The sequence below is a fragment of the Cesiribacter sp. SM1 genome (assembly GCF_020178975.1).
In the GTDB taxonomy this organism is placed as follows: domain Bacteria; phylum Bacteroidota; class Bacteroidia; order Cytophagales; family Cyclobacteriaceae; genus Cesiribacter.
Window position 1 is genome coordinate 339,293 of the sequence record NZ_JAHXBU010000092.1, and the last position, 23,768, is coordinate 363,060.

Genomic DNA, 23,768 nt, shown 5'->3' on the forward strand with positions numbered 1-23,768 from the left:
TACGTGTATATGTTCTGAACAGCTTTAATAATCATTCCTGCTTTTATCGGCGGGGTACCGGAAAGGCGAGAAAGATCATTTTCAAGTATGCTCAATGTCATGGTTTTACAATTTTTCAACATTTAAATTTCTTTACACGATTAGTGAAAAAATCGGTTTTACCCTCTGCTTATTTCACCAGAAATAAAGATGAGAACTAAATTTTTTAGCCATGAAAACAATACTGATCGCAACCGACTATTCCAAAAGTGCTAATAATGCACTGGAATATGCTGCAGCCCTGGCAAAGGGCTTAAAAGCTAAGCTCGTAATATATAATGCCTTTAACCTTGCACTGGCACCAGCCACTGCTCCGGATACTTTTCCCGATGTTGATGACCTGATCAGGGAAAATGGGGAACGCATTAATAGAATTGGTACCAGGATTTCAGAGACCTATGGCATTGTTGAGGAGTGTGTAAGCACCACCGACCTGGTACTGGATGGTTTGAGAAAGCAGGTAAAAAAGAAACAGGCAGACCTGTTGGTACTGGGGATAAAAAACAGATCAATGCTCACTAAAGTACTCGGCACCCTCACCACTTCGGTAATCAGGCACAGTAAGGTTCCTGTATTGGTAGTGCCTGAAGATGCCACATTCAGGGGAATCAGGAGACTGCTTTTTGCCTGTGATTATAAGTACCTGTCTGAAAACAGCAGACTGGAAGCAATCTATGAAATAGCCGCTGCTTATAAAGCCCAGGTACAGATACTGCATGTGGAGAAAGGCGATGGATTAATGATGCCTTCAACTACTAAAAAACAAGTACATGGGCATGCTCCTAACATGGAAGAGCTGCTGCGGGGAATTAAACATACCTACCGCTTTGTACACGAAGAGAGTGTGCTGGAGGGTATAAAAAGAGGACTGGAGGAATATCAGGCAGATCTATTGGTTATGGTACCGCATAAACCAGGATTCTGGTACTCCCTAATCCACACCAGCATAACCAAAGAAATGGCACTCAACACGCATGTACCCCTGTTAGCTTTACCGGCCTTGGGCAAAGCAAAAACCAAAGCACACAAAGTAGCAGGGCTTGCACACTAAAGGCAACAGTAGCCAGCACATTAAATCTTTAGTCATGAGAATCTTGCACAGGGGGAGTATTCTGGTCCTATTCTTTATTGGCTTTGCGGCACTTTGGGGCGGTATACCACTGGTACTAGATCCATCAGGAGTCCTGAACCAAATGCAGCTATCATGGCTGAACGGCTCCCCCTTTAGCAACTACCTGATACCCGGTATTTTTCTTTGCGTAGCCATTGGGCTTTTCAGCCTGATAACGGCTTTTTCTGGCATGCTTCACTCCAGGAATTATCCTTTTATGTGTACCACAGCTGGCGCTATCCTGCTGGCCTGGTTAATCGTGCAGTTGCTGATTATTCCTGCTCATTCCTTGCTGCAACCTCTCTTTATGGTACTTGCTATTATCCTGCTGTTAACAGGCATCCTGGAAAAGGTAAAATTATAGGGGGTTCAATGCTCCACCCTGCAGTGCTTAAGCAGACAAAAAAATCAGGAAGATTAACCTAAGGAATTATCAGGCAGGTGCTAACGTATTAGATTTTTTCCGCATGCGCATCAGTTCAGAGGCAAGCGCAATGTCTGGAATCCTTTCCCTTAGTCCCATTATCACCAGATCTGCTTTGTATTTAAGTGTTGCGTTTGCCAGCTCATTCAACAGCTCACCATTCAGTACCTCAAACCTGTAATGAGTGGAAGCCTCTTTTAGTGTACTTACTTCAAAACTTTTAAAGATCTTTTGAATATCCTGCTCCTGCTGCTTTTGCTCCGGTGTATTCACATACACCATCACCACTTCTGCTGGATGCTTCTCAAGGATACTGTTGGCATGGCGCACTGCATTCTGCGTGGCGTTTGAAAAATCAACCGGCATCAAAATCATCTGTAGTTTATTCATCATGAACCTCCTGTTAGCAATTTCACAAATTTCCCCTTTCAGCATGTAAGAAAATATGACCAATATCACAATATCAAAATATAATCCTGCCTTTTTCGGCTGAATGAGCCGGTATATCTTTCAGTGGGCAATATGGTTCACCCTAATTTACAATGCCTTACAATAAATAATTACTAACAGGCAATGCAAAGGTGTTATTATAGGAAATGCTTAAGCATGTATGGTTTACTCCATTTGAACAACTATTTATAGTATATAAGCACAGCAGATGGTAGTAATTCAGAATGATCAGTATTCTGCAGATGGGCGCAGTTTTGGGTGTAATGTGCACATTGGGCTTGAACAGCCCCACATCCGCTGATAAGCTGCATGCCTGATATAAACCATTTTCTTCTAATTGCGCCCAGTTGACAAAGATCAGCTGCCATGCAGACTTTTATCATATTTCCTTGATCAGGTCTTTCTTAATTTGAGGCATAGGCAATCTTTTATGCTGCTCTGGCTGCTAATAATTTTTGACTTGCCAGCCAAGTATAGAGCGCCTTCAGTTAATATCTGCCATTCTTGCATAACTCATCCGGCAATGGTTTGGCTGATATTTGGTTGTTATCCGTTTTGCATCAGCTGATGATGACGGACGCTCCACAAAGTGATAGCAGTAGGCTATTCAATCGTTGCTTTTCAGGTGACCTGTCTTTGCACCTAGCTTTTTGAATTTGCTTCAGGCAGGTATGCATTTTTTTGTTTTCGAGCTTCGAAATTTTGCTGAGCATCCTGTAGAAGAATAAAGCTTGTGTATTGCAGGTAAGCAGCAACCAAAGACCAACAGGCTATACATTTTCACTCAAACTTATCCCCTCATGAAAAGCATTTTAGTACCCACCGACTTCTCGGAATGCGCCGTTTCTGCAACTAAGGCAGCCATTACGATTGCACAAAAAACTGGTGCAGAAATTCACTTTCTCCACCTGATATCAGTTCCTGAAGACTGGATGTACCTGATGGATTATGCTGAAAAGATGTATCCCGACACCCAAAGCAGGGTTAGGAAAGCCAGCATAGCCTTAAATAACCTTGTTTCCCAGGCCGATAAAGCAGGTGTAAGCGCCAAAAGGTTTATCTGCTATGACGAAAGCCATCTGGAAATACTACATCACCTGGAAAAACACGGCAATGACTTTATTGTAATGGGCTCCCATGGCATCAGTGGTTTTAAGCAGTTCCTGATAGGCTCAATGTCACAGAAAATTGCACGCCAGGCGCCTGTACCAGTGCTGGTGGTTAAAAATCCTGTTCAAAACTTCAGGCTCGCCAATGTGGTGTTTACCTCAGACTTTGGAGAAGAAGCACTACCGCAGTTCCAGGAGGTGGCAGCGTTCTGTAAAGCTGTGGAGGCTACCCTGCACCTGGTATACATCAACAGCCCTATGTATTTTACAGATTCAGAAACCATCAGCAGAAAGCTAGAGCAATTTTCTGCCCAGTGTCCGGAGCAGATCGGCTCGGTAAGCACATACAATTACCAGAGTCTTGATGGTGGCCTGGTGAGGTTCTGCGAACACCTCAATCCAGATCTGATCGCACTGATCATCCATGGCAGAAAGCCATTATTCAACAACCTGATCGACTATACCCTTAACTACTCCGGAAAGCCCGTACTAAGCATCAATAAAGAGGTGGTGAAAGCCCATGAGGTGGTTTAAACAGTTACAATGCAAGTTTACCTGAACGTTCTCATAAGTAGTTTGAAAGCAGGGAATGGCATTCCTGATTATATCTGGAATGCCATTCCCTGCTTTTATCAATTGATTGAGGTAATTCAAGAAAAGACACTCACCCAGCAGCCAGTCCCCCTCAGAAACATTCCCTGCTTGAAATAACGTGCGTATGGATTAAAGCTAATGGTACTCTACTTGTTATCAACTTCTAGAGTCAAGTACAAGCCCTCATTCCCCTGAGGAGGGAGATCTGTTTGCTTTTACAGGTAGAATCACCATTCCTGTTTTTAGCTGACAGATCCCCACCTGCGCGGAGATGACGATTAAGGAGCAACTGACGCTGATGCTAATCTTTAGCTCACGTTAAAATATGTTGATGAACCCATCTAACAACGCACCAGCGCTTTTTTGATCCTGTCAATCAGCTCCTAATGCAATTTATTGGCTGTGGTTGTGGTTATCTGGTGAAAGGTTTTTGAGGAATGAATCTGCAGGTACTTGCGTATTTTAAACCGGCTGATGGCTCGAAGTTCAGATTTTTTGTAAGTGACCATGAAAGCACTGTTGAAGAACCCAATGCCCTGACAGCTTATATGAGCATCAGAGATGTAATGAGGCTATTGCCCAATCTCCACATAGAATATGCCTTTGGATCATTTGTGGTAAAAGGCAACCAGGATTGTATTAAGCTGTTGGCGCACCTTTACCTTAAGGATCTGCTCAGGCCGGAAGACGCTAAAAGGCTCGAAAGCATCTGGTAAAAAAGAAATAGGGTCTTAGCTGTCATAGCTATAAGGAAGCATCCTTCAGTTTCCTGTTGGCTTTGGTATGATTATACCTGGCTCTGTAAAAAATAAGTATATTTCTTAAACTCGCTGGAGTTAAATCAAGGTCATCTATTTTGAATTTGACCATTTCAGAACCATTACTGAAGACCAGAAAATTACTGCGATTTCTGCCTGAACCTTCTACTGATGGCTTTTCATGATGGATTTGTCCCCACCTGTAAGTTTTCCCCTTGATTTCAATACCATGATTGCCAATTTTCAAAGGAATATCCCCTGATATTAATTTTCTGAAACATTTAAACCCAACATATCCGCCGTACACCATGATCATTAGCCCAAATATCCAGTTCTGCAAAGTAGTCAGGAGGTATATTCCCAGCACAAAGAAAATCAACATAATGACCATATAGGTAATCAAGGCAGACCTTGAATAACCGATCTCATCTATTTCGGGAACAGACAAATCATCCTTAAACACTTTTTGCTGCTGCCTGATCAGATACTCCTGATTAAGCTTTTCCAGTAGCTTTCTTTCTTTGAAATTTCCGGTGTGGAAGCTGCTTTCTGACGAAACTAACCCCCTGTTAACAGCATAGAACTTTAATTCTGAATGATCTTCAACATTTGTTAATGCCCATACAAGCCACCTTGGAAGTGCATATTTCCAATACAACCAGGCAGCAGGGGGTGCTACAACAAACGCACCAGGCATAAACAAAAGTTTGTGAATCAGAGCATTATCCGACAGGTAGTAAAGACATATTGCTACACCAACAAAGATCAGCAGTGTAGGCAAGCTAACAGCCAAATGTCCCTTGAACACAGCTTCTTTTGCTGTCATTTTAATAAGCGTTGAGTAGATCTACGGCTGCTTGTTAAACAATATTTTAAAAACGATATCCAATCCTTAGGTGTAGTGTGTTCAGCAAAAATTACCTAATTCCATTAACATTCAGATGTTGCACTAACATACTACACTTGCCCCTCATAAACAAGACATTGAAGGTATACAGCTTTAGGGGTGGGCAAAATTAAGTAAATGAAGATTTACTGCCGACTCCAGGAAATAACAAGGACGAAGATTAAGCTACAACATATAACCGGCACCTGGTATTTTGTACCTCACAAGGTAATCTTTATTGCAAAAGCTGTTGTTAAAGATCAGCCTTTAGAAAATTCCTGCAGCAAGCTGAGGTTGAAATCAGGATTATCCAGTACTATCACATCACTGATGTCTCCCAGCACCTCGTCAATAAGACCGAAATTTTTAGCCTCCGGTGCACTCATGAACTTGTCACGCAGAAAGTAGGCTTCTATTTCTTTCCAGCTATGACCAGTATTTTTGCCCATCAGGTAAAAGAGCTGCGCCTGCAGCCGCTCCTGTTCCCGGGTTGCAATGCGCACATCTTCGGTATAGCCTTTAGCGCCTCCTCCTGCAGGATGCATATGAATGGTGGCATGTGGCAAGGCGTATCGTTTACCTTTTGCACCGGCTGTCAGCAGAAAGGTACCCATGCTGCCTGTAAAACCAACCGAAACGGTAGATACTGGCGCTGCTATCATCTGCATGGCATCGTAAATGGCCATGCCTGCATACACGCTGCCACCTGGGCTGTGAATGTAGAGGTTGATGGTTTGCTTGGAATCTATGCTGTTAAGGTACAGTAACTGGGCTACCACCACATTTGCCACGTTGTCGTCAATCTGGGTGCCCATAAAAATAATACGTTCTTTTAGCAGCAGGCTGTAAATGTCATAGGCCCGCTCTCCCCTGCCGTCGCTGTCGATCACCATGGGGATTACACTGTTTGTTATCATGTGCTGTAGATTTAAGATTTAAATAACTGGGAGATCTGCTGGCGGAAAGCTTCCTTGTCGGGGCTATTGAAAAGCTGCTCCTCTACAGCAGTTGCCTCCTGCTTTAGCTGTTTGCGATAAAGAAGCCTAAGGAGTGCATAAGCCTTTTGCTGAAAGCGTACCTGCATACGCAGCACCGGGTCTGTGAGCAGCCTGGCTTCAAATACCAGCGCTTCTTCAGTGGGCATTTCTCCCTTCAGGTATGCTTCTGCGCTGCGGATATTATGTAAGGAAGTCCTCATAGCCAAGTGATTTATCTCTGATGGTGTCTCTTACTTTTTCCAGGCATTTGAATTTCTGAACTGTTGCAGAACGATCAGAGGCATATCCCAGCACTTTGGCTATTTTTTTCATGGAGAGGTTATCAAAATAAAATACCTTTAGAATATCCAGGCACTTCTTTCCGCTCTTTTCCAGCAAGTGTAGCAGCTTTTGATCATCTACATTGGCATAGAAATCATCTGGAATACTGATCTGGTTTTCTGCCGCGGTAAGGGGTACCTTATTAGCATGCTGCTTAAACTTCCTGATCCATAAGTGTTTGGCTATGCCCAATAGGTAAGCCTCGGCAGAAATGCGGGTGATGAACAGAGGCTCAAGACTCTTCTCATAATATATGACCAGTGCATCCTGAAAGATATCTTTGGCATCTTCGAGCGTTCCACCCATTTTGCTCACAAAGCCGGCTGTGAGCGGAAAAGCGCGCTCGTATAATTCCAGGAATATTGCTTCACGGCTTGCAGCACCAGGGCGCTCAATGTGTATTACAGTTGCTTCCATACATAAGCTATTTACTTATATGTGTATTAAAACCTGAACATATCACCGGCTTATAGCAGATTTTTTAAAAAAAACTGCTCCTCCTGATTAAGATAACAAAAAAAGCAATAGCAGACCTAAGTTATTGTGCCGGTATAAGCCTGGAGGTAAGGGCCTTTCCCCTACTCCCACAGCAGCCAGTTCCGGACGGCTTAACGGAAGAGGCAGACTGATATTTTCCCTCATTAAGGTGCAGTTGAACTGGCGAATCATCAAACATTCAGGCTGATTTGGATATTTCCTTATGGTAAGCAGAAATCAGAGCGCATATGTCATTGAAACCTTTTCCTATCTATCTGCCCAATCAGCAAAACTGGCAGCATAAAAACCAGCTGGTGATTGCTGCAGACATTGGCGGTACCAAAACAGCTATTGCACTGTACGAGGTGCAGGATAACAGCTTGCACTGCCTGGAGGAACGCAAGTACCAGTCAGCTCAGTATAGTTCTTTCCTGGACCTGCTGAATGAGTTTATTACTGCCACCCGGGTACCAGATAAAATAAGCATTGGCATCGCAGGGCCAGTACTCCATGGAAAGGCAGAGGCTACCAACCTGCCCTGGGTGGTGAGCCGTAATGAGATCATTCAATGGTTTAACATCAGGGATGTATTTCTGCTGAACGATTTAGAGGCCAACGCTTACGGTCTGGCTGCCCTGCAACCTGATGAGCTTGCTACCCTTTATGCCGGTAAGAACAAAGCCATTGGCAATGCGGCTGTTATATCTGCCGGCACCGGTCTTGGCGAAGCAGGTTTGTATTGGGATGGCAGCTATTATCACCCCTTTCCTACAGAAGGCGGCCATACTGATTTTGCACCCCGATCAGAAACAGATGCTGCTCTTTACCGCTACCTGCACAAAAAGTGGACACACGTAAGCTGGGAGCGGGTGCTATCGGGGCCGGGCATCTACAACATTTACAGTTTTCTTAGGGATGAGCTGAAAAGAGAGGAACCAGCAGCACTGGCAGAAGCTATTAAAACCGGGGATGCCCCCAGGGTGATCAGTACCGCTGCCAAAGAAACCCAAGAGCCTATTTGTGTAGAAACAATGGACCTCTTTGTTCATTACCTTGGTGTGGAAGCCTCCAACATGGTACTAAAAATGAAAGCAACGGGTGGCTTATTCCTGGGGGGTGGCATTGCACCAAAAATACGCTCCCTGCTTACAGAAGAAAAGTTTCAGGCTTCTTACCTCAATGCCGGCAGAATGAAAAAGCTTGTGGAAGAAACGCCGGTGCACATCATTTTAAATGAAAAAACAGCCCTGCTGGGAGCTGCCTATTATGGAGCCTTCAGTGGAGAAGGCAATAACTAAACCTTAGAAATATATTAATCAGATTTAAAATTATAGCGACCTTTCAGTTGCTGGATGCGTGCTTTGCGTTCTTCCAGCAACTCCTTTTGCCGTATCAGCTTTTTTTCTTCCAGCATATACTGGTATAAGCGCTGCACATAGAGTTCCTGTGCCGTTAAAGAGGCTTCGCTGGGTTCGGGAAAGATTTGATATAATGACAGCACATCATGACTCATAAGGGTAAATACGGCATGTATTTTTGAGAAGTTTCTGCTTTATAAAAAAATATTTTTACAGCCCCGCACATACCCATTCTTTCACTCTTACAGCTCCTGAAAGTTGTAAGTATTCCGCTGATCATGCCCCTGCTTCTGCCTCCATTATTTACACAGCCAAGCCCCCTAAACCGGCCCCGGACTGATGGAGGTCCAGCCACCATCTACCATTAAATTTTGACCGGTGATGTGCTTTGCCCTCTCCGATACCAGAAACAGAACAGCATTGGCAATATCAGAAACTGTAGCCGGACGTCCCATTGGTGTTAGAGCAGACCAGGTCTTTTCATAATCCGGATCGTGAAGGGTTCTTTCTGTGAGCGTGGCACCGGGGGCAACCGTATTAACATTGATTCTGAAAGGCGATAGCTCAATAACCAGGTTTTTTGCCAGCATTTCCAGCGCCGCCTTGCTCATGCCATAGGCAGCCAGGTTTTTATGTGCCTGGTGACCGGTTACAGAAGAGGTGAAAAGGATTGACCCGCCCCACTCCTGCTGCTTCATTTGCAGAGCAGCAGCCTGTGCCAGAAAAAAAGTACCTCCTAAGTTTACCTGCATTACTTTGAAGAAAGCATCAGCAGAATAGGTAAAAAAATCTCCAAAGAGGGTAATACCAGCATTGGCAATGGCTATATCGAGCCGCCCGAAGCGGGAAACAGCCAGCGCCACCATCTCTTTGATAAAGCTAATATTGCTGCTGTCGCCCGGCATGGCAATGCAGCTTTCTGCGGTTTCACTGTTTATTCTGTCGGCTGCTTTTTCAGTCAGCTGCGGGTCTATATCATTCAATAAAACCTTTGCCCCTGCCAATGCCAGCATACGGCATATTTCAAAACCAATTCCCTGGCCGGCACCAGTTACAATAGCTACTTTCTGAGAAAACTCTTTGAACATTTGGTTGAGGTTTTTTTCAGCTGCTTCTGTATATTTAATGAGAATCTTTAGTAACCCTGCTTCCGGAGCCTCCTTTCAGAAAGTCGAAATCGGCACCTAAATGTGCCTGCTCCACATGTTTCTGGTACAGATGCACGTAGCCCCTGGGTACATTTGCTTCTGCCTGTAACTTGCCGGCTTTTCTTATGCTGATTTCCTCCTCCGAAAGAGCCACCTCCAGTAGCCGTGCCCCTACATCCAGCGTAATTATATCCCCATCCTGAACAATACCCAGGGTGCCACCGGCAGCAGCTTCGGGAGACACATGCAGTACCACGGTACCAAAGCCTGTTCCGCTCATCCTGCCATCGGAAATACGGATCATATCTTTCACCCCTTTAGCCAGAATTTTTGCAGGTAATCCCATATTACCTACCTCGGGCATACCCGGGTACCCCACTGGCCCAACATTCTTCAGCACCAGCACACAATCCTCGTCCACCTCCAGTTCCGGATCATCAATACGGGTTTTATAATCATCAATATTTTCAAATACAACTGCCCTTCCGGTATGTTGCATTAGTTCTGGCGATGCCGCCGAGGGTTTTAGCACTGCACCATTTTCGCAGAGGTTTCCGCGGAGTACCACTATACCGGAGACCTCATTGAACGGTTGTTCCAGGGGTGCTATTACTTCAGTATTGTAACACTCCTGCAGGGAAACATTTTCAGCAAGCGTTTTTCCATTTACCGTAAGGCTATTCGCATGTAAGTGTGGTAACAGGTTTTTGATAACGGCAGGCAATCCTCCTGAATAATAGAAGTCTTCCATGAAATACTGACCGGAAGGATGCAGGTTTGCCAGCAGCGGAATGTTGGCGGAGAGGCGGTCAAAATCATCGAGGCTCAGCTCAATTCCTACTCTACCGGCTATGGCCAGCAGGTGTATCACAAAATTAGTAGAGCCCCCTATTGCTGCATTTACCACAATGGCATTCTCAAAGGCTTGCTTTGTTAGTATGGTGGAAAGGCGCCTGTCTTCTTTAACCATCTTTACGATCTCTATGCCCGAAAGCTGGGCCATAACTTTACGGCCGGCATCGGGTGCAGGTACTGCTGCATTACCAGGCAGTGATATGCCTAAAGCCTCAACCATACAGGCCATGGTGGAAGCCGTTCCCATTACAGCGCAATGCCCATCGCTCCTGCACATACCAGCCTCTGCCAGGCTCATTTCCATATCAGTCATTTTGCCGGAGCGGTAATCTTCGCTGAAGCGCCAGAGGTCTGAGGTGCCAATGCTACGACCCCTGTGTTTGCCTGTAAGCATCGCACCCCCAGATACAACAATGCTGGGTAAATCTACACTGCAGGCCCCCATGACCAGTGACGGAGTTGTTTTATCGCAGCCACACAACAGTACCACCCCATCGAGCGGATTAGCCCTGATTGATTCTTCCACATCCATACTGGCCAGGTTGCGGTACAGCATGGCGGTTGGTTTCATAAGGGTTTCGCCCAGCGACATCACCGGGAATTCTACAGGAAATCCCCCTGCTTCCAGCACTCCGCGCTTTACAAACTCTGCCAGTTCCCTGAAATGAGAGTTGCAGGGTGTTAATTCCGACCAGGTGTTACAAATACCAATGATGGGTTTTCCTTCTAGTTCGTAGGCTGGAATTCCCTGCTTTTTCATCCAGGCCCTGTAAATAAATCCATCCTTTCCGCTCCTGCCAAACCAGTCTCTGCTTCTAAGCTGCTGTTCATCCATGATTACTGCTGTTACGCCTAACAATAAGAGAAGCCGGCTTCCTGATAAAGCTGACTGCTTGGCCTGTCAGGCATTGATGCTTAAAAGCTACAAATAAACCAGCCATGCATAAAAGTATTTTTGGCTTATTCTGGTGCTTCATGTTTTTTTTCGCAACAGCTAAGTCCCGACAGATACAGGCAGGGCTGTATCTCTATTTTAAATAACGGATAAGGGAAAGCGAATTATGGAAACATAATAGCCAGGGAGCCTGCTATGAATGTATTAGAGCTCCTGAAAGCTCCCTCAGCAGGAAATATTGCTTGCTGGCTCCGGAAGCTACGGCCTTCAATTCTGAACATGGCGTTTTCCTGGATGTAGTAATCAAGATTCACAGAAAAACCCCATGTTTCAAAACCTGCAGGAGCACCATAATCAATAATGACGCCCGTGGGATCGGAGTAATATTCTGCCCTGCCTGCCAGGAACAGCTGCCTGCTTAGGCCAATCCTCCCGATAATGATGGGCGTATACCAGAGGTCCCAGTCATCATTGTCAACCCGCATACTTCCCTGCATGGTGTAAGCAGCCTCCCGGGCTCCAATATCGAAACCTGCTATGAGCTGAAATTTGTCTGATGGCAGCAGGTTCAGGTAGAGGTTGTTGAAGAGCATCACCTGGTCGAGTGAATCATGGGCATCGCTGCCTGCATAAGTACTCCAGTTGAAGGTGAGTCGCTCATGCGGCTGGTACTGGAGCTGTGTACCCACTCCCGGAGCCTGGTTACCAAACGGACGTGCAATACGCTGCCAGCCATTGGTGATGAGGGCTGTAAAGGTCCATGCTTCTGAAACACTCCAGCTTAATTTGGCACCACTCAAAAAATAGGGCGAGTTCTCGGCCAGCAAAGACCTTGTGAGGGTTGGGTTTTCTGTTGAAATGGCACTTTCAAAACCAATGTGAGAGGGGAAAATACCAGCATCCAGCCACAGGCTTCTACGCTTGTTCAGTGCAACTCCTACATTGGCTTCAAAAACATTTTTAAGCAGGTTTTCTTCCGCGGCATAATTATCCTGTGCATAGGTACCGGCCATTATGCCTAACCTGGCCCTTACATTACTTTTTTCATAAGCAGCATGCAGCATAGCAAGGTTAATATTAAACTCATTATGCCGGTTATGATTGTAAAGAAACGGCTGCCTGATATGATCGTCTGGCCGTTGAAAATCATAAACATAGTAGGCATCGATAAAGCCTTTTATCTCAAATCCAGCCTTAACTGAGTCTGTCTGACCCAGTGCTAAAAGTGGTAGTACAAGGGCAAATAAAATACTTGAGAGGGTTTTCGATACTAGCGTTTTCAAGTGCATGATGCTGGTTTTCTAAAATGGCTGTAGTGCTGCCTTCCATTAATTTTCTGTAAATGACTAATCAAGAAGGAACAGCAGTAAGTGGTGCATCAGTAAATGTACCTTTCTCTATAATGCTGTTGAAGGCACATAGGTTTTAGCTTTTTCTTCCGGATTCAGCAGTAAATATCAACTTAGAGTTTGATCAGGTGGTCTGAAAGCATCAGCCCGTTCAGCTGCACCATTAGTTAAAAAAGAAGAATCTAACACTCAGGAAAAAGTAGTACTAAACTGAAGCCCGGGCTACTGACAGCAGGTTTACCTGTTCAAAAGTACTTTTATTCAAAACAATGCTCCAGCAGCAGAGATATATACTTGAACACAACATAGTTAAACTTTCCCTTAAACATTTTTCCGACAACAATCCAGCTAATGATATGAAAACAGAACATAGCCAGATACAGGAACAACGCCGAAAGTTTTTGAAAGGATTTTCGCTTGCCCTGGGCACTACGGCACTGGGTGTGCCACTTTTCTCGCTTAGTTCGTGCCAGTCGAGCAACACAGCCGGTGAGCAGACTGCTACCAGCGATCAGGAACAAACTACCGGACAAAACAGGAAAATGGGTATAGCCCTTGTGGGATTGGGACAATACAGCGCCAACCAGCTGGCCCCTGCCCTTCAGGAAACTGAAAACTGCTACCTGGCAGGTATTGTAACTGGTACACCCACGAAGGTTGATGAGTGGAAAACAAAGTATAACATACCTGACAAAAACGTTTACAACTACGAGAACTTCGACAGCATTGCCGATAATCCTGATATAGACATTGTATATGTTGTGCTACCCAACAGCATGCACGCAGAATATACTATTCGGGCGGCAAGGGCCAAAAAGCATGTGATCTGCGAAAAACCCATGGCCACCTCTGTAGAAGATGCACAGCGCATGCTGGATGCCTGCCGGGAAAATGGTGTTGGACTGGCCATAGGCTACCGCCTGCATTACGAACCATTTAATAAGCGGGTAATGGAACTAGGCCAGGAGCAGGTTTTTGGCAAAGTGGTAAGCATTCAGGGCGGGAACAGTCAGGACCTGACAAGTGGTAACCCGAACATCTGGCGCCTGAAAAAAGATTTGTCTGGCGGGGGTCCGCTGATGGACATGGGCATTTATGTTGTGCAGGGCGCATGCTATACCGTTGGCAAAGCACCTGTAGCCGTTACTGCACAGTTTGGAGAAGTAACCAGTCCTACATATTTCTACGAGGTGGAACAGTCTGTAAACTGGGCTCTTGAATTTGAAGATGGCCTTATTGCGGAAGGTACTACAAGCTATGCCGAAGAAAATGACTTCCTGAAGGGAAAAGCTGAAAATGGGTGGTGGACCCTTGAACCAGCCTATGGCTATGATGGCAAGGAGGGTGAAACCAGTGAAGGTAAAATGAATTTGCCTAACATTTATGAGCAGGTGCAGCAAATGGATGGACAGGCACAAAGCTTCAGAAATAATGAACCTTCCATTGTACCAGGAGAAATGGGACTCCGGGACATGCGCATCCTGATGGCTATCTATGAATCTGCCCGTAACGGCGGCAAACGCGTAACTATTTAAAGCATCAGTCAAGATGATGGGCGTTATATAAAATAATGAGCATTAATATAGCACCTCCAGGGCGTGGCGCAGCATGCTAACCTCTGCCTTAACAGGTGGGCCTGCTTCATAGGTTTCATCATCGGCATGATAGCGCCACCCCTCCCATGCTACTGTTATGTTTCTGCCATTGATAATCAAGGGAAAATCTGCCTTGCTACTGTTTATGGGTCCGTTTTCAACAAACTGTACAAAATTTTCCCGATCATTTTCCCTGATCAGAACTACCTGAAACATACCATCGCCAGGGTCAGCTGATGGGGCAAACATAACACCGGGGCCCGTTAATTTAGTGTTCATGAACTGAACCATTAAAAAATCTCCGCTATACTGCCGGCCATCGATGTGTAACGAGCAGGAGGTCGCTTTATGCTGCCTGATCATTTCAACTAAATGTGCTTTTGCCTGCTCCAGTTCTTCTTCACGGCTTTTGCTACCGCTCTTATCTTTTGAATGCTCCCTGATGAGCCGTGGAATCAAACCAAAGCCAGCAGATTCCAGAAAATGAATTTCCGCTTCATTACTTTTCATAAGCCCGATATCAAACGCTTTCCTGCGGTTTATATCCAGCCTGGCAATAATATCGGCAGGATCTCCGCTGATGCCCATACTGGTGGCAATGTTATTGGCAGTACCCAGCGGCAGTACAGCAATGGGTACTCGCTTTTTCAGCAAACAGCTGGCTACTTTACGCACTGTACCGTCTCCGCCTGCTATTACCACAAGATCGGCAGGTGCTGTCAGCCCCTGCTCAATATCATCTTTCTTAGCTTCAACATAGTTTACTGCATAACCTTGCTGTTCTAATGCCTGTAGTAATACGCCTTTATCAACAGGATTGAATCCTGCCTGTGGGTTGTGTAACAGGGTCACGTGTGTAGCCATTTTTATAAGTATTATACAGCGGTAATTTACTCCTATAACTACAATGCAGTAAACTGGTTATAGTGGATAAACAACCTAAAATTGTTATGCGAATTTTAATTGCCAATGACGATGGAATTTATAGTCCGGGCATCCTTGCCCTGGCAGAAGTTGCCTCTCAATTCGGTGATGTTCGAATTGTGGCGCCAGATGTGGAACAATCGTCAATGGGTCATGCCATCTCTGCCTCGCGACCCTTACGATACAAAAAAACAAAGATTGCCGATTTTGATGCCTACCGAGTAAACGGCACTCCTGCCGATTGTGTAGCCCTAGGTTTGTTCCATTGGGATCAGCAGGCAGATGTGGTCCTTTCCGGTATCAACCTGGGCACTAACCTTGGAAACTCTGCCTGGCACTCCGGCACCCTGGCAGCTGCAAAGCAGGCAGTTTTATTTGGTTTCAGGGGTATTGCCTTCAGTACCCCGGTAATAGATGATGAAACCGATTTCAGCACAATAAAACCAGCAGTAAAAGAATGCCTGGAGCTGCTGTTGCCACAGAACGATCTTTCGCTCATAAATGTGAACATACCGCCAAACCCCAAGGGCCTTCGCTGGGCACGACAGTCGGTAAGACATTATGACGGAAAGATAGTGCCTGGCACTGATCCCATGGGCAGGGAGCATTACTGGTTTACAGTTGTACCCATTGAGGTAACAGAACAGGATACCGACCGCTGGGCTGTAGAGCAGGGATATGTTGCCATTACACCTTTAAGCCTGGACTTAACCAATAAAGAAGAACTAGCCAGGGCCAAAGCGCGTATGTCTGTACAATAAGCAGCTCAGGCATACAATTTAACTGTGCCGGCCAATAGCCAAAGTTGTGAACTACGACAAATTAAAAACAGCCTACAGGTAAAGCTGATGCCCTGTTGGCGCATTGCAGCCTCTGGTTAAATTTATTATTGTGTTGTATAGGAACAGGGCAATTAATGAAGCCAAAAAGCAGCCCCTTTTTAAGCTAAAACTTCAGGAATGTCAGAAACTAAAAATCAGGGAATCGTCATCTCACTTGGTAGCGTTAATGCTGATTTCCAGGTAAGGACAGATAAAAAGCCAGGTGAAACTACCACCATGCTGGCACATGACTTTAAAAGATTCAGTGGTGGCAAAGCCGCAAACGTAGCTTTTATAGCCAGGCGTATGGGGGCTAAGTCTTCTATTATTGCCCATGTAGGCAACGACGACCTTCACAAACAGGCGCTCGGAGCCCTGGAAGAGATGGAAATAGACCTAAGCAATGTTAAAAAAGTAGAGGGTGCCACCACAGGTTTCTCCATGATTGCTGTACCCCCCGATGGTAAAAAAAACATAATTCTGGCCACCAATGCCAACGATGCCTGGGATGATTCTGACAAAGAAGTAGTGGCACAGGCCATACGAAAGGCTCCTGATGGCTCTGTGCTGGTGGTAGATTATGAGGTTCCTCCTTTTATTGTTGACCATGCCATTCATACAGCCCGGGAACGTGGTTTCCCCATCATCCTCGATCCATCACCTACGGACCGGGTAAACCAGTCTTTACTATCATGCATTGATTACATTGTACCCGATGCTTCCGAAACCGAAGCCCTTACAGGCATCTGGCCCGATAGCGAAGAAAGTGCTACCAAAGCAGCTCATAAGCTTCTGGAAACAGGTGTGAAAACAGTAATGGTAAAGCTGGAGGATGGTGGCTGTGTGGCAGCAAACAGTAAAAACCGCTGCTATATTCCCCCTCTTTCGGTAGAGGTGGTAGATTCAACAGGCGCCGGCGATGCCTTTGCCGGGGCCTTGGCCGTTGCCGTGCTGGAAAAGCAGGATTTGCAGGAGGCTGCCTGCTTTGCTGTTGCAGCATCTGTTGCTGCCGTTACAGCCTATGGTTCACAACCTGCCTACCCCTCACGCGAACAACATCGCAAATTTTATGAAAAAGTCAGTGCTAATATCAGCAAAAAGCATGAGCACTGAACAGCCAATCATCAGAGACTGGAGTATACTCCACCAGCATTACGACCCAAAGGACGAAGGCCGCAGGGAGGCACTTTTTGCCCTTGGCAATGGATATCTTGTATCACGTGCTGCTGCACCTGAATCCAGTGAAGATGGTATTCACTACCCCGGCACTTATAGGTGGGCTGCTACAACAGGCTGATTAGCACCATAGAAGGCAAAGAAGTTGAGAATGAATCGCTTGTGAACCTGCCCAACTGGCTCCCGCTTAGTTTCAGAATCAGGGGCGGCAGCTGGTTCTCTATCGACAATGTAGAAATATTACGGTATGAGCAGGAGCTGAACCTAAAGCATGCAGTGCTGGAACGGCGTATCCATTTCAGGGATAGTGAGAGCCGGCAGACAAAGCTGGTGGAGCGACGGTTTATCAGCATGTCGCAGCCTAACCTGATGTGCCTGCAACTGGAGTTGGAAGCCTGTAACTGGTCTGGTCTGCTGGAGGTGCGTTCAGCCCTGGATGGAAGGGTGCAAAATAATAATGTGGAACGTTACGCCCCCTTCAACAAGCAGCACCTGAAAACACTGTTGGTGCAACGCATCGGCGAAGATAGCCTGGAATTGAATTGCTGCACCCTGCAGTCTAGGGTCGAAATAGCCCTGGCCGGCAGAACGCGCCTCAGGCAATCTAATCGCAGCCTTCCCCTGCAAAGAGAAACAGATGCTGATGAAAACAGCATTACAGGGTACCTGAGCATGGAAATTGAAAGCGGAGCTGTTATACAGATAGAAAAAATAGCAGCCCTTTTCACTTCACAGGATAAAGCCATTGCCAACTGCAGGGAAGCAGCCCGTAAGGCAATTGATGAGGCAGGGGATTTCAGCAATTTATATAAAAATCATTGTAAGGCATGGGAACAGCTTTGGGAATACTGCAAGCTGGATACCAATCCTGCAGAACAGCTCCCCTATTTCAGGCTGCACATGTTCCAGATTCTGCAAAACATATCACGCCACACTACTGAGCTCGACGTAGGCATTCCGCCCAGTGGCTGGCAGGGCGAGGAGTACCATGGTCATATTTTCTGGGACGAGTTATTTATTTTTCCTTTCCTGGCCTACCGCTTTCCCACCACCGCAAGGGCTATGCTGTTGTACCGCTACCGCCGGTTGGATGCAGCCCGTAAAATGGCCAGAGAGGCCGGTTATAAAGGAGCCATGTTTCCCTGGCGCAGTGCCAGCACTGGCCGGGAAGAAACGCCCCTGCTGCAGTACAACCTGTACTCCGGCCACTGGATGCAGGACGACACCTACCTGCAGCATCATATAGGCGCTATCATAGCGTACAGCATTGCCAATTATGTAGAGGTTACCAACGATCAGCTGTTCCTGGCAGAGTATGGTGCCGAAATGATGTTGGAAATTGCCCGCTTCTGGGCCAGTAAAGCCAGTTATAATTCCAGCCGTGGCCGCTATGAAATCCTGGGGGTAGTAGGCCCCGATGAACATCATACCCGCTACCCTTCTGCCTTACCTGCTACTGATTCAGTCAGCAGGGATAAATCTGCGGGCATCAACAATAATACCTACACCAATGTAATGGCCGCCTGGACCCTGTGTCAGGCTGGGAGGCTGTACGAACACCTTCCTGAAAAACGCAGGCAGGAACTAACCAGGCTACTCGATATTGGAGAACATGAGCCTGATTTATGGGATAAAGTGAGAAAAAACATGCACCTGCCTGTGTTAGAAGATGGTACCCTGGAGCAATTTGAAGGCTTTAGTCAGTTAAGCAGCTTTGACCACCAGCAATTCCGGCAGCACTACGGCAACAAGCGCATTGACTGGGTGCTGGAGGCTAAGGGTGACGCTGTAGTACGCTACAAGGTAGCCAAACAGGCAGACACCTCGCTCCTGCTCTACCTGTTTTCACCTGCGGAACTTAGTGAAATTGTTCAGGAGATGGGCTACACCCTATCTACAGATGATCTTAAGAAAACGATAAAGCAACAGATTGGGTACACAGCCAATGAATCCAGCCTTTCAAGGATTGTATTTGCAGGTGCACTTGCTCACCTGGATTCTGAAGCCTCCTGGAAGTTTTTCAAGGAAGCACAGTACATAGATCTCTCACCAAAGGAAGATAATGACAGTTCTGAAGGAATACACCTGGGTGCCATGGGAGGTACACTGGGAGTTCTTCAGCACCACTACCTGGGCATAGAAATTACATCCGGCACCTTTATGATCAATCCTGCACTGCCCAAAGGCCTGGAGTGGGTAAAACTTAGCCTGCAGTTTCATGGGGTAAATATCGAATGCGAAGTCTCCCGCTCACGACTCACCCTGCGCTCCCGCGAGGAAGAAGCAGAAACGATAAAAGTAGGACACAAAAATCATGTAAAAGAACTGGCCGCAGGTGCCACAGTAATTTTCCATACACAGGAGGAGAATAATGAACAGCGTTGAAAGTGTATCAAAGCAGCCATAAAGTACAACCCACCCATGCAGCTATCATCTGCAGCACAAAAAGTTTATTGTTTTAAAATAGAGGCATCTGCGATTAGCAGCCTGTCTACTAAACTTTACGGCTGCTTTTTGATTTGGTAATTATGATCTGCATGTATAAACAACTTCTATGAGCAGCACGGTTTTAGTTCTTATCGTCAGCATTGTTCTGCTGTTTATAATACTCATTTTCCTGTTCATCTTCAGAACCTCTGTAGAAATAAAGCTGGAGAATGAGAATATCCTTGTGCTGAAATACCCCCTTACTACCAAAAGAGTAAACCTGGAACAGGAGCTCGAAAACTGGAAGGTACAAAAAGCTCATTACATACGCTGGGGTATTGTTCACTCTATCAACATGCTTTTCAGGGATGGAAAGCGTGTAAACGTAAATTCGCGTTTTGGCCAGCACAATTATGAGCTGCTGCATAATCATCTAAGCAGCAGGTTTCCCAATCGAGAGGTGCCCGATAAGTAAAAAGACAATTTCTCCTGCTCCTTTCTCACATGAAAGCTTCATCATCTATAACCGGTATCACTGGCCTTGTTTGCTGCAGGGAATCTGCCTCATCAGCACCCTCTGGTAAAGGGTGCCTGCTGTTGTAACGATCGCAGTCAATTTCTATACTTAAGGGTGCAGCGGGAGCTTCAAAGCTGGTTTTTCTGAAGCCCAATGCCGGATCATTCATTACCTTAACCATAAACTTATCCCAAATGGGCATGGCCGTACGTCCCCCCTGGCCGGATACCCAGCTGGGGAACCTGATGTTGCGGCTATCGCCACCTACCCAGGCACCGGCTACCAGTTCTGGCGTTACCCCCATAAACCAGCCATCGGAAGCATTTTGTGTGGTACCGGTTTTGCCGCCCACTTCCATTTTCCGGAGCAGTGCCGGAGATAAACGCGTAGCACTACCACCCGAAATTTCGGCACCGCCTTTTAACATGTGCAGCATCAGGTAGGCAGTTTCTTCGTGCAGTGCCTCTACTTTTTTAGGAGTGGGTTTGTAGAGCACATTGCCATTTTTATCTTCTATCCTTACAATATAATAGGGCTCTGTATGAACACCCTTGTTCACAAAAGTGCTGTAGGCACCTACCATTTCAAACACAGATACATCGCTGGTGCCAAGCGCCAGGGAGAGCACAGGGTCCAGTTCGCTGCTTACCCCCACCCGGCGGGCCAGGTTCACCACATTTTCTGGCTTCATTTTGTACATGATGTCGGCCGTAACAGTATTTACCGACAGGGCCATGGCCTCCCGCATCGTCATTGGCAGATTGGTGTACTTGCCATTGGAATTCTTAGGCTCCCAAAGGACCGAACCGTTACCTGTTGGATAGCTGCGGGGAATATCGTAGATGCTGAAGCAGGGCGAATATCCGTTTTCTATGGCTGTTGCATAAACGAATGACTTAAAGGTAGAGCCAGGCTGGCGTTTGCCCTGCAGCACATGATCATATTGAAAGTATCTGTAGTTGATACCGCCTACCCATGCTTTCACAGCACCCGTATAAGGGTCCATGGCCATAAACCCGCTATGCAAAAAGCGCTTGTAATACCTGATGGAATCCAGCGGCGACATCAGTGTATCTTTTTCTCCTTTGTAGGTGAAGATCCTCATGGGGCGTTTCGCCTTCATCACGATCCATACTGAATCTGCATTCTTACCCCATTTACCCGCCAGTTTGCGGTAGTGGTCGCTTCGCCTTGCCTCCTGCTCTATGTAGCCTTTGATTTCCTGGTGCTCATCGTTGATCCAGGGGTTTCGGCGGCCCCACTCTTTATTGAACTGGGCCTGCAGCTGTGCCATATGCGCGCTTACCGCATCTTCGGCATGCTTTTGCATGCGGCTGTCAATGGTGGTGTAGATCTTCAGGCCATCTTTGTACAGATCATAGTTATTTTCCTTTGCCCACCTGGAAAGAAAACCCCTGATCACAGACCTGAAGTAAGGAGCAGGCCCTTCGTTATGATCCTGCCGTACATAGGTAACTGTGAGCGGCAAAAGCTTTACTGAATCTGCCACTTGCTCATCGAGGTAACCATATTTCACCATCTGGTTGATTACAACATTCCGACGGTGAGTGGCGCTTTCGGGATGGCGTATCGGGTTAAGTCTGGAGGGGTTCTGTACAATACCGGCCAGGGTTGCCGCTTCCTGTATATTCAGTTCATTGGGTGTTTTATTGAAAAATGTACGGGAGGCAACCTTGATGCCAAAGGAATGACTGCCAAAGGACACGGTATTGAGGTACATTGCCATCAGTTCATCTTTGGTGTAGGTTTTTTCCAGGCGAACGGCCAGGATCCACTCCTTGGTTTTCTTGAACAGCATGTCGAGCTTGTTGTTCATACCACTAAGCCTGCCTTCGTACTGCTCATCTACCCTAAGATCAAAAAGTACTTTTGCTGTTTGCTGCGACAGCGTACTACCCCCTCCCTTATTCTGACCCAGCAGGATAGATTTTACCGCTACCCGGAACATACTCATTCCATCAATTCCCGAATGCTCCCTGAAACGGGCATCCTCTACGGCAATAAGACTTTTTACCAGGTTAGGTGATATTTCATGATAGGTTACATTTACCCGGTCTTCCGTGAAGTATTTTCCCAGCAGTTTGCCATCGGAAGAGTATAGCTCAGATGACTGATCTTTTTCTGCATTTTCCAGCATGTTAGTGCCTGGCATACCACCGAACAGCCCCATCAGGTCTATGCTTACGGAATAGATGTAGAGAGGAACCAGCAGCAGCAGGCTTAAAAAAACGGCCCACATGCCCAACACAATTTTTTTATATAGCCGCTGCTTTCGGTCAGCTGTATTATTATCTTTTCTTTTCAGATTTTTTATTGCTACCATCACGCATATAATCTAATTGAATAAGCCATTCAACCCACTGTAAAGCATTCAAATTAATAATATATCAGTACTGCAGCACAACCCAAAATGATAAATTGCCGGCTACTGAAGCCAATTATTTGTTTGTAATACAGCAAATTAATATCAGGTGCTGCCTAAACCCCTCCAACTTTACAAGCTGAAACTATGCTTTCTGACGATATTTGAAAAATGGCTGAGTAACATTAGTTAATTCAGCAGATGTAAGCAAAGCCATGAAAATAGCATGGGAAAAAGAGAACTGCCTCCTGATGGCGTGATAACAGGCAATAAAAAACCCGCTGATTGCTTTCCATGCATTCAGCGGGTAAATGTAATATAGCGTAATGCCGGGGCTATCTCAACCAGACTCCGGCTATTTTTTGATCTTGTTCCCTACCTCACCCTGCCAGTCCTGCTGGGTGGCAGAAAGGTACTCGCTGCGGTTCCAGGTTTTCAGGCTGCCGGGGTTGTCCGCATCTTTTCTGGCAATGTAAATTTCATGCCCCGGACGATCGGTAATTTTATACCCGCAGGAGCGCAGCATGGCTTCTATGCCTGCATGGTTGGGCAGCCACCAGTTGGTGGGATCGCCGGCAAACTTATGCTCCACAAAGGCCATCTTGGGCCAGCCCTCCTTCAGTAAGTCCTGACGGTCGTTAATCATCCGGTCCCAGGTATCTTTTTCGGCTGTCTCGCCTGGCATGCTAAGGGTTTGGAACACCATCATGTCCTTGTTCTTTTCAGCCAGTATGTCCAGGGCCAGCAGCGGGTAGCGCAGGTGGTAAAGCACTCCCATAAACCAGATCAGGTCAAACTGCTCATCCAGCCTTGCCAGGTCATATACCTGCATTTGCTGAAAACGCACCTGCTTCTGCAGTTTCATTTTACCTGCAGCCCATTCGGCCTGTTTCAGGTAGTGTGTGTCTACATCAATGCCTAATACATCGGCACCCCGGCGGGCAAGCTCAAAAGTATAAAAACCGGCATTGCAGCCAACATCCAGCACCCGCCAGCCGGAGAGGTCTTCAGGAATGTAGGAAGAGATCTCATCCCACTTAAACTTGGGAAAATTCCCCAACCAGTGATCTGGAGCGGTTTGCACCCCATCGGGCAGGTGAAGGTTGTGAAACCAGGGCTTGAGCTCTTCTATTTCTTTCTGTAGTACTTCCAT

General features: G+C 46.2%; 23 protein-coding genes. 11 read left to right on the forward strand and 12 right to left on the reverse strand.

The genetic code is table 11. From position 1 onward, the window contains the following. The first annotated feature begins 211 nt into the window (after positions 1–211). Positions 212–1,090 carry a universal stress protein gene (locus KWJ01_RS21150; protein ID WP_224999107.1) on the forward strand — a complete coding sequence of 293 codons (879 nt, stop codon included), beginning with the start codon at positions 212–214 and terminating at the stop codon, positions 1,088–1,090. Positions 1,091–1,124: 34 nt separating this feature from the next. Further along, positions 1,125–1,514 (forward strand): hypothetical protein, encoded by a 390-nt coding sequence (locus KWJ01_RS21155; protein ID WP_224999108.1) that lies wholly within the window; start codon positions 1,125–1,127, stop codon positions 1,512–1,514. Positions 1,515–1,583: 69 nt separating this feature from the next. Here the strand turns inward: KWJ01_RS21155 and KWJ01_RS21160 are convergent, their stop codons facing one another. Beyond that, positions 1,584–1,967, reverse strand: coding sequence for a universal stress protein (locus KWJ01_RS21160; protein ID WP_224999109.1), 384 nt, complete (start codon positions 1,965–1,967; stop codon positions 1,584–1,586). Positions 1,968–2,824: 857 nt separating this feature from the next. On the opposite strand from KWJ01_RS21160, the gene KWJ01_RS21165 reads away from it, so the two are divergent. Together KWJ01_RS21165 and KWJ01_RS21170 are read left to right on the forward strand one after the other, a co-directional pair. Then, on the forward strand, positions 2,825–3,667 hold the full coding sequence (locus KWJ01_RS21165; protein ID WP_224999110.1) for a universal stress protein: 843 nt from the start codon (positions 2,825–2,827) through the stop codon (positions 3,665–3,667). A gap of 497 nt (positions 3,668–4,164) precedes the next feature. After that, positions 4,165–4,443, forward strand: coding sequence for a hypothetical protein (locus tag KWJ01_RS21170; protein ID WP_224999111.1), 279 nt, complete (start codon positions 4,165–4,167; stop codon positions 4,441–4,443). A gap of 28 nt (positions 4,444–4,471) precedes the next feature. On the opposite strand, the gene KWJ01_RS21175 is transcribed toward KWJ01_RS21170, so the two are convergent. The 4 genes from KWJ01_RS21175 to KWJ01_RS21190 all read right to left on the reverse strand — a co-directional run bounded on the left by KWJ01_RS21175 (position 4,472) and on the right by KWJ01_RS21190 (position 7,107). Further along, positions 4,472–5,311: a hypothetical protein gene (locus tag KWJ01_RS21175; protein WP_224999112.1), complete on the reverse strand. Its 840-nt coding sequence runs from the start codon at positions 5,309–5,311 to the stop codon at positions 4,472–4,474. 320 nt (positions 5,312–5,631) lie between these two features. After that, the gene (locus KWJ01_RS21180; RefSeq protein WP_224999113.1) at positions 5,632–6,288 is read right to left on the reverse strand and encodes an ATP-dependent Clp protease proteolytic subunit; all 657 of its coding nucleotides are present in this window, start codon (positions 6,286–6,288) and stop codon (positions 5,632–5,634) included. Between the two features lie 11 nt (positions 6,289–6,299). Then, positions 6,300–6,569, reverse strand: coding sequence for a hypothetical protein (locus tag KWJ01_RS21185; protein ID WP_224999114.1), 270 nt, complete (start codon positions 6,567–6,569; stop codon positions 6,300–6,302). Continuing rightward, a complete protein-coding gene (locus KWJ01_RS21190) occupies positions 6,550–7,107 on the reverse strand; it encodes an RNA polymerase sigma factor (RefSeq protein WP_224999115.1) in 558 nt (185 codons plus the stop codon). The genes KWJ01_RS21185 and KWJ01_RS21190 overlap by 20 nt, the downstream gene beginning before the upstream one ends. Before the next feature lie 308 nt (positions 7,108–7,415). Between KWJ01_RS21190 and glk the strand changes: the two genes are divergently transcribed. Continuing rightward, on the forward strand, positions 7,416–8,465 hold the full coding sequence (gene glk, locus KWJ01_RS21195; RefSeq protein ID WP_224999116.1) for a glucokinase: 1,050 nt from the start codon (positions 7,416–7,418) through the stop codon (positions 8,463–8,465). 14 nt (positions 8,466–8,479) lie between these two features. Here glk and KWJ01_RS21200 read toward each other — a convergent pair whose 3' ends face one another. From KWJ01_RS21200 to KWJ01_RS21215, 4 genes are all read right to left on the reverse strand, one after another. Further along, positions 8,480–8,680, reverse strand: coding sequence for a hypothetical protein (locus KWJ01_RS21200; protein WP_224999117.1), 201 nt, complete (start codon positions 8,678–8,680; stop codon positions 8,480–8,482). Positions 8,681–8,845: 165 nt separating this feature from the next. Next, entirely contained in the window at positions 8,846–9,613 is a 768-nt protein-coding gene (locus KWJ01_RS21205; protein WP_224999118.1) for an SDR family NAD(P)-dependent oxidoreductase, read from the reverse strand. A 34-nt stretch (positions 9,614–9,647) separates the two neighbouring features. After that, entirely contained in the window at positions 9,648–11,363 is a 1,716-nt protein-coding gene (locus tag KWJ01_RS21210; RefSeq protein WP_224999119.1) for an IlvD/Edd family dehydratase, read from the reverse strand. Between the two features lie 224 nt (positions 11,364–11,587). Continuing rightward, positions 11,588–12,706, reverse strand: coding sequence for a porin (locus KWJ01_RS21215; protein WP_224999120.1), 1,119 nt, complete (start codon positions 12,704–12,706; stop codon positions 11,588–11,590). A 422-nt stretch (positions 12,707–13,128) separates the two neighbouring features. On the opposite strand from KWJ01_RS21215, the gene KWJ01_RS21220 reads away from it, so the two are divergent. After that, complete coding sequence (locus tag KWJ01_RS21220; RefSeq protein WP_224999121.1) at positions 13,129–14,307, forward strand: Gfo/Idh/MocA family protein; 1,179 nt, start codon at positions 13,129–13,131, stop codon at positions 14,305–14,307. Between the two features lie 42 nt (positions 14,308–14,349). Here KWJ01_RS21220 and KWJ01_RS21225 read toward each other — a convergent pair whose 3' ends face one another. After that, positions 14,350–15,231, reverse strand: a complete 882-nt coding sequence (locus tag KWJ01_RS21225) for a diacylglycerol kinase family protein (protein WP_224999122.1) — start codon at positions 15,229–15,231, stop codon at positions 14,350–14,352. Between the two features lie 86 nt (positions 15,232–15,317). On the opposite strand from KWJ01_RS21225, the gene surE reads away from it, so the two are divergent. From surE to KWJ01_RS21250, 5 genes are all read left to right on the forward strand, one after another. Continuing rightward, a complete protein-coding gene (gene surE / locus KWJ01_RS21230) occupies positions 15,318–16,052 on the forward strand; it encodes a 5'/3'-nucleotidase SurE (RefSeq protein WP_224999123.1) in 735 nt (244 codons plus the stop codon). A 198-nt stretch (positions 16,053–16,250) separates the two neighbouring features. Next, the gene (locus KWJ01_RS21235) at positions 16,251–17,225 is read left to right on the forward strand and encodes a ribokinase (protein ID WP_224999124.1); all 975 of its coding nucleotides are present in this window, start codon (positions 16,251–16,253) and stop codon (positions 17,223–17,225) included. Next, positions 17,215–17,409: a hypothetical protein gene (locus tag KWJ01_RS28095; protein WP_255651161.1), complete on the forward strand. Its 195-nt coding sequence runs from the start codon at positions 17,215–17,217 to the stop codon at positions 17,407–17,409. Before KWJ01_RS21235 ends, KWJ01_RS28095 begins: the two co-directional genes overlap by 11 nt. Beyond that, positions 17,388–19,673, forward strand: a complete 2,286-nt coding sequence (locus KWJ01_RS21245; protein WP_370634743.1) for a glycoside hydrolase family 65 protein — start codon at positions 17,388–17,390, stop codon at positions 19,671–19,673. Before KWJ01_RS28095 ends, KWJ01_RS21245 begins: the two co-directional genes overlap by 22 nt. 169 nt (positions 19,674–19,842) lie before the next feature. Continuing rightward, positions 19,843–20,190 carry a hypothetical protein gene (locus KWJ01_RS21250; RefSeq protein ID WP_224999125.1) on the forward strand — a complete coding sequence of 116 codons (348 nt, stop codon included), beginning with the start codon at positions 19,843–19,845 and terminating at the stop codon, positions 20,188–20,190. Between the two features lie 25 nt (positions 20,191–20,215). On the opposite strand, the gene KWJ01_RS21255 is transcribed toward KWJ01_RS21250, so the two are convergent. Next, positions 20,216–22,576: a penicillin-binding protein 1A gene (locus KWJ01_RS21255; protein ID WP_224999126.1), complete on the reverse strand. Its 2,361-nt coding sequence runs from the start codon at positions 22,574–22,576 to the stop codon at positions 20,216–20,218. Between the two features lie 394 nt (positions 22,577–22,970). Continuing rightward, entirely contained in the window at positions 22,971–23,768 is a 798-nt protein-coding gene (locus KWJ01_RS21260; protein ID WP_224999127.1) for a TIGR04290 family methyltransferase, read from the reverse strand.

What these genes read in the sequence shown, in the direction of transcription:
- KWJ01_RS21150 (WP_224999107.1), top strand. Translation starts at nt 212, where the DNA reads ATGAAAACAATACTGATCGCAACCGACTATTCCAAAAGTGCTAATAAT.
- KWJ01_RS21155 (WP_224999108.1), top strand. Translation starts at nt 1,125, where the DNA reads ATGAGAATCTTGCACAGGGGGAGTATTCTGGTCCTATTCTTTATTGGC.
- KWJ01_RS21160 (WP_224999109.1), bottom strand. Translation starts at nt 1,967, where the DNA reads ATGATGAATAAACTACAGATGATTTTGATGCCGGTTGATTTTTCAAAC.
- KWJ01_RS21165 (WP_224999110.1), top strand. Translation starts at nt 2,825, where the DNA reads ATGAAAAGCATTTTAGTACCCACCGACTTCTCGGAATGCGCCGTTTCT.
- KWJ01_RS21170 (WP_224999111.1), top strand. Translation starts at nt 4,165, where the DNA reads ATGAATCTGCAGGTACTTGCGTATTTTAAACCGGCTGATGGCTCGAAG.
- KWJ01_RS21175 (WP_224999112.1), bottom strand. Translation starts at nt 5,311, where the DNA reads ATGACAGCAAAAGAAGCTGTGTTCAAGGGACATTTGGCTGTTAGCTTG.
- KWJ01_RS21180 (WP_224999113.1), bottom strand. Translation starts at nt 6,288, where the DNA reads ATGATAACAAACAGTGTAATCCCCATGGTGATCGACAGCGACGGCAGG.
- KWJ01_RS21185 (WP_224999114.1), bottom strand. Translation starts at nt 6,569, where the DNA reads ATGAGGACTTCCTTACATAATATCCGCAGCGCAGAAGCATACCTGAAG.
- KWJ01_RS21190 (WP_224999115.1), bottom strand. Translation starts at nt 7,107, where the DNA reads ATGGAAGCAACTGTAATACACATTGAGCGCCCTGGTGCTGCAAGCCGT.
- glk (WP_224999116.1), top strand. Translation starts at nt 7,416, where the DNA reads ATGTCATTGAAACCTTTTCCTATCTATCTGCCCAATCAGCAAAACTGG.
- KWJ01_RS21200 (WP_224999117.1), bottom strand. Translation starts at nt 8,680, where the DNA reads ATGAGTCATGATGTGCTGTCATTATATCAAATCTTTCCCGAACCCAGC.
- KWJ01_RS21205 (WP_224999118.1), bottom strand. Translation starts at nt 9,613, where the DNA reads ATGTTCAAAGAGTTTTCTCAGAAAGTAGCTATTGTAACTGGTGCCGGC.
- KWJ01_RS21210 (WP_224999119.1), bottom strand. Translation starts at nt 11,363, where the DNA reads ATGGATGAACAGCAGCTTAGAAGCAGAGACTGGTTTGGCAGGAGCGGA.
- KWJ01_RS21220 (WP_224999121.1), top strand. Translation starts at nt 13,129, where the DNA reads ATGAAAACAGAACATAGCCAGATACAGGAACAACGCCGAAAGTTTTTG.
- KWJ01_RS21225 (WP_224999122.1), bottom strand. Translation starts at nt 15,231, where the DNA reads ATGGCTACACACGTGACCCTGTTACACAACCCACAGGCAGGATTCAAT.
- surE (WP_224999123.1), top strand. Translation starts at nt 15,318, where the DNA reads ATGCGAATTTTAATTGCCAATGACGATGGAATTTATAGTCCGGGCATC.
- KWJ01_RS21235 (WP_224999124.1), top strand. Translation starts at nt 16,251, where the DNA reads ATGTCAGAAACTAAAAATCAGGGAATCGTCATCTCACTTGGTAGCGTT.
- KWJ01_RS28095 (WP_255651161.1), top strand. Translation starts at nt 17,215, where the DNA reads ATGAGCACTGAACAGCCAATCATCAGAGACTGGAGTATACTCCACCAG.
- KWJ01_RS21250 (WP_224999125.1), top strand. Translation starts at nt 19,843, where the DNA reads ATGAGCAGCACGGTTTTAGTTCTTATCGTCAGCATTGTTCTGCTGTTT.
- KWJ01_RS21255 (WP_224999126.1), bottom strand. Translation starts at nt 22,576, where the DNA reads ATGGTAGCAATAAAAAATCTGAAAAGAAAAGATAATAATACAGCTGAC.
- KWJ01_RS21260 (WP_224999127.1), bottom strand. Translation starts at nt 23,768, where the DNA reads ATGGAAGTACTACAGAAAGAAATAGAAGAGCTCAAGCCCTGGTTTCAC.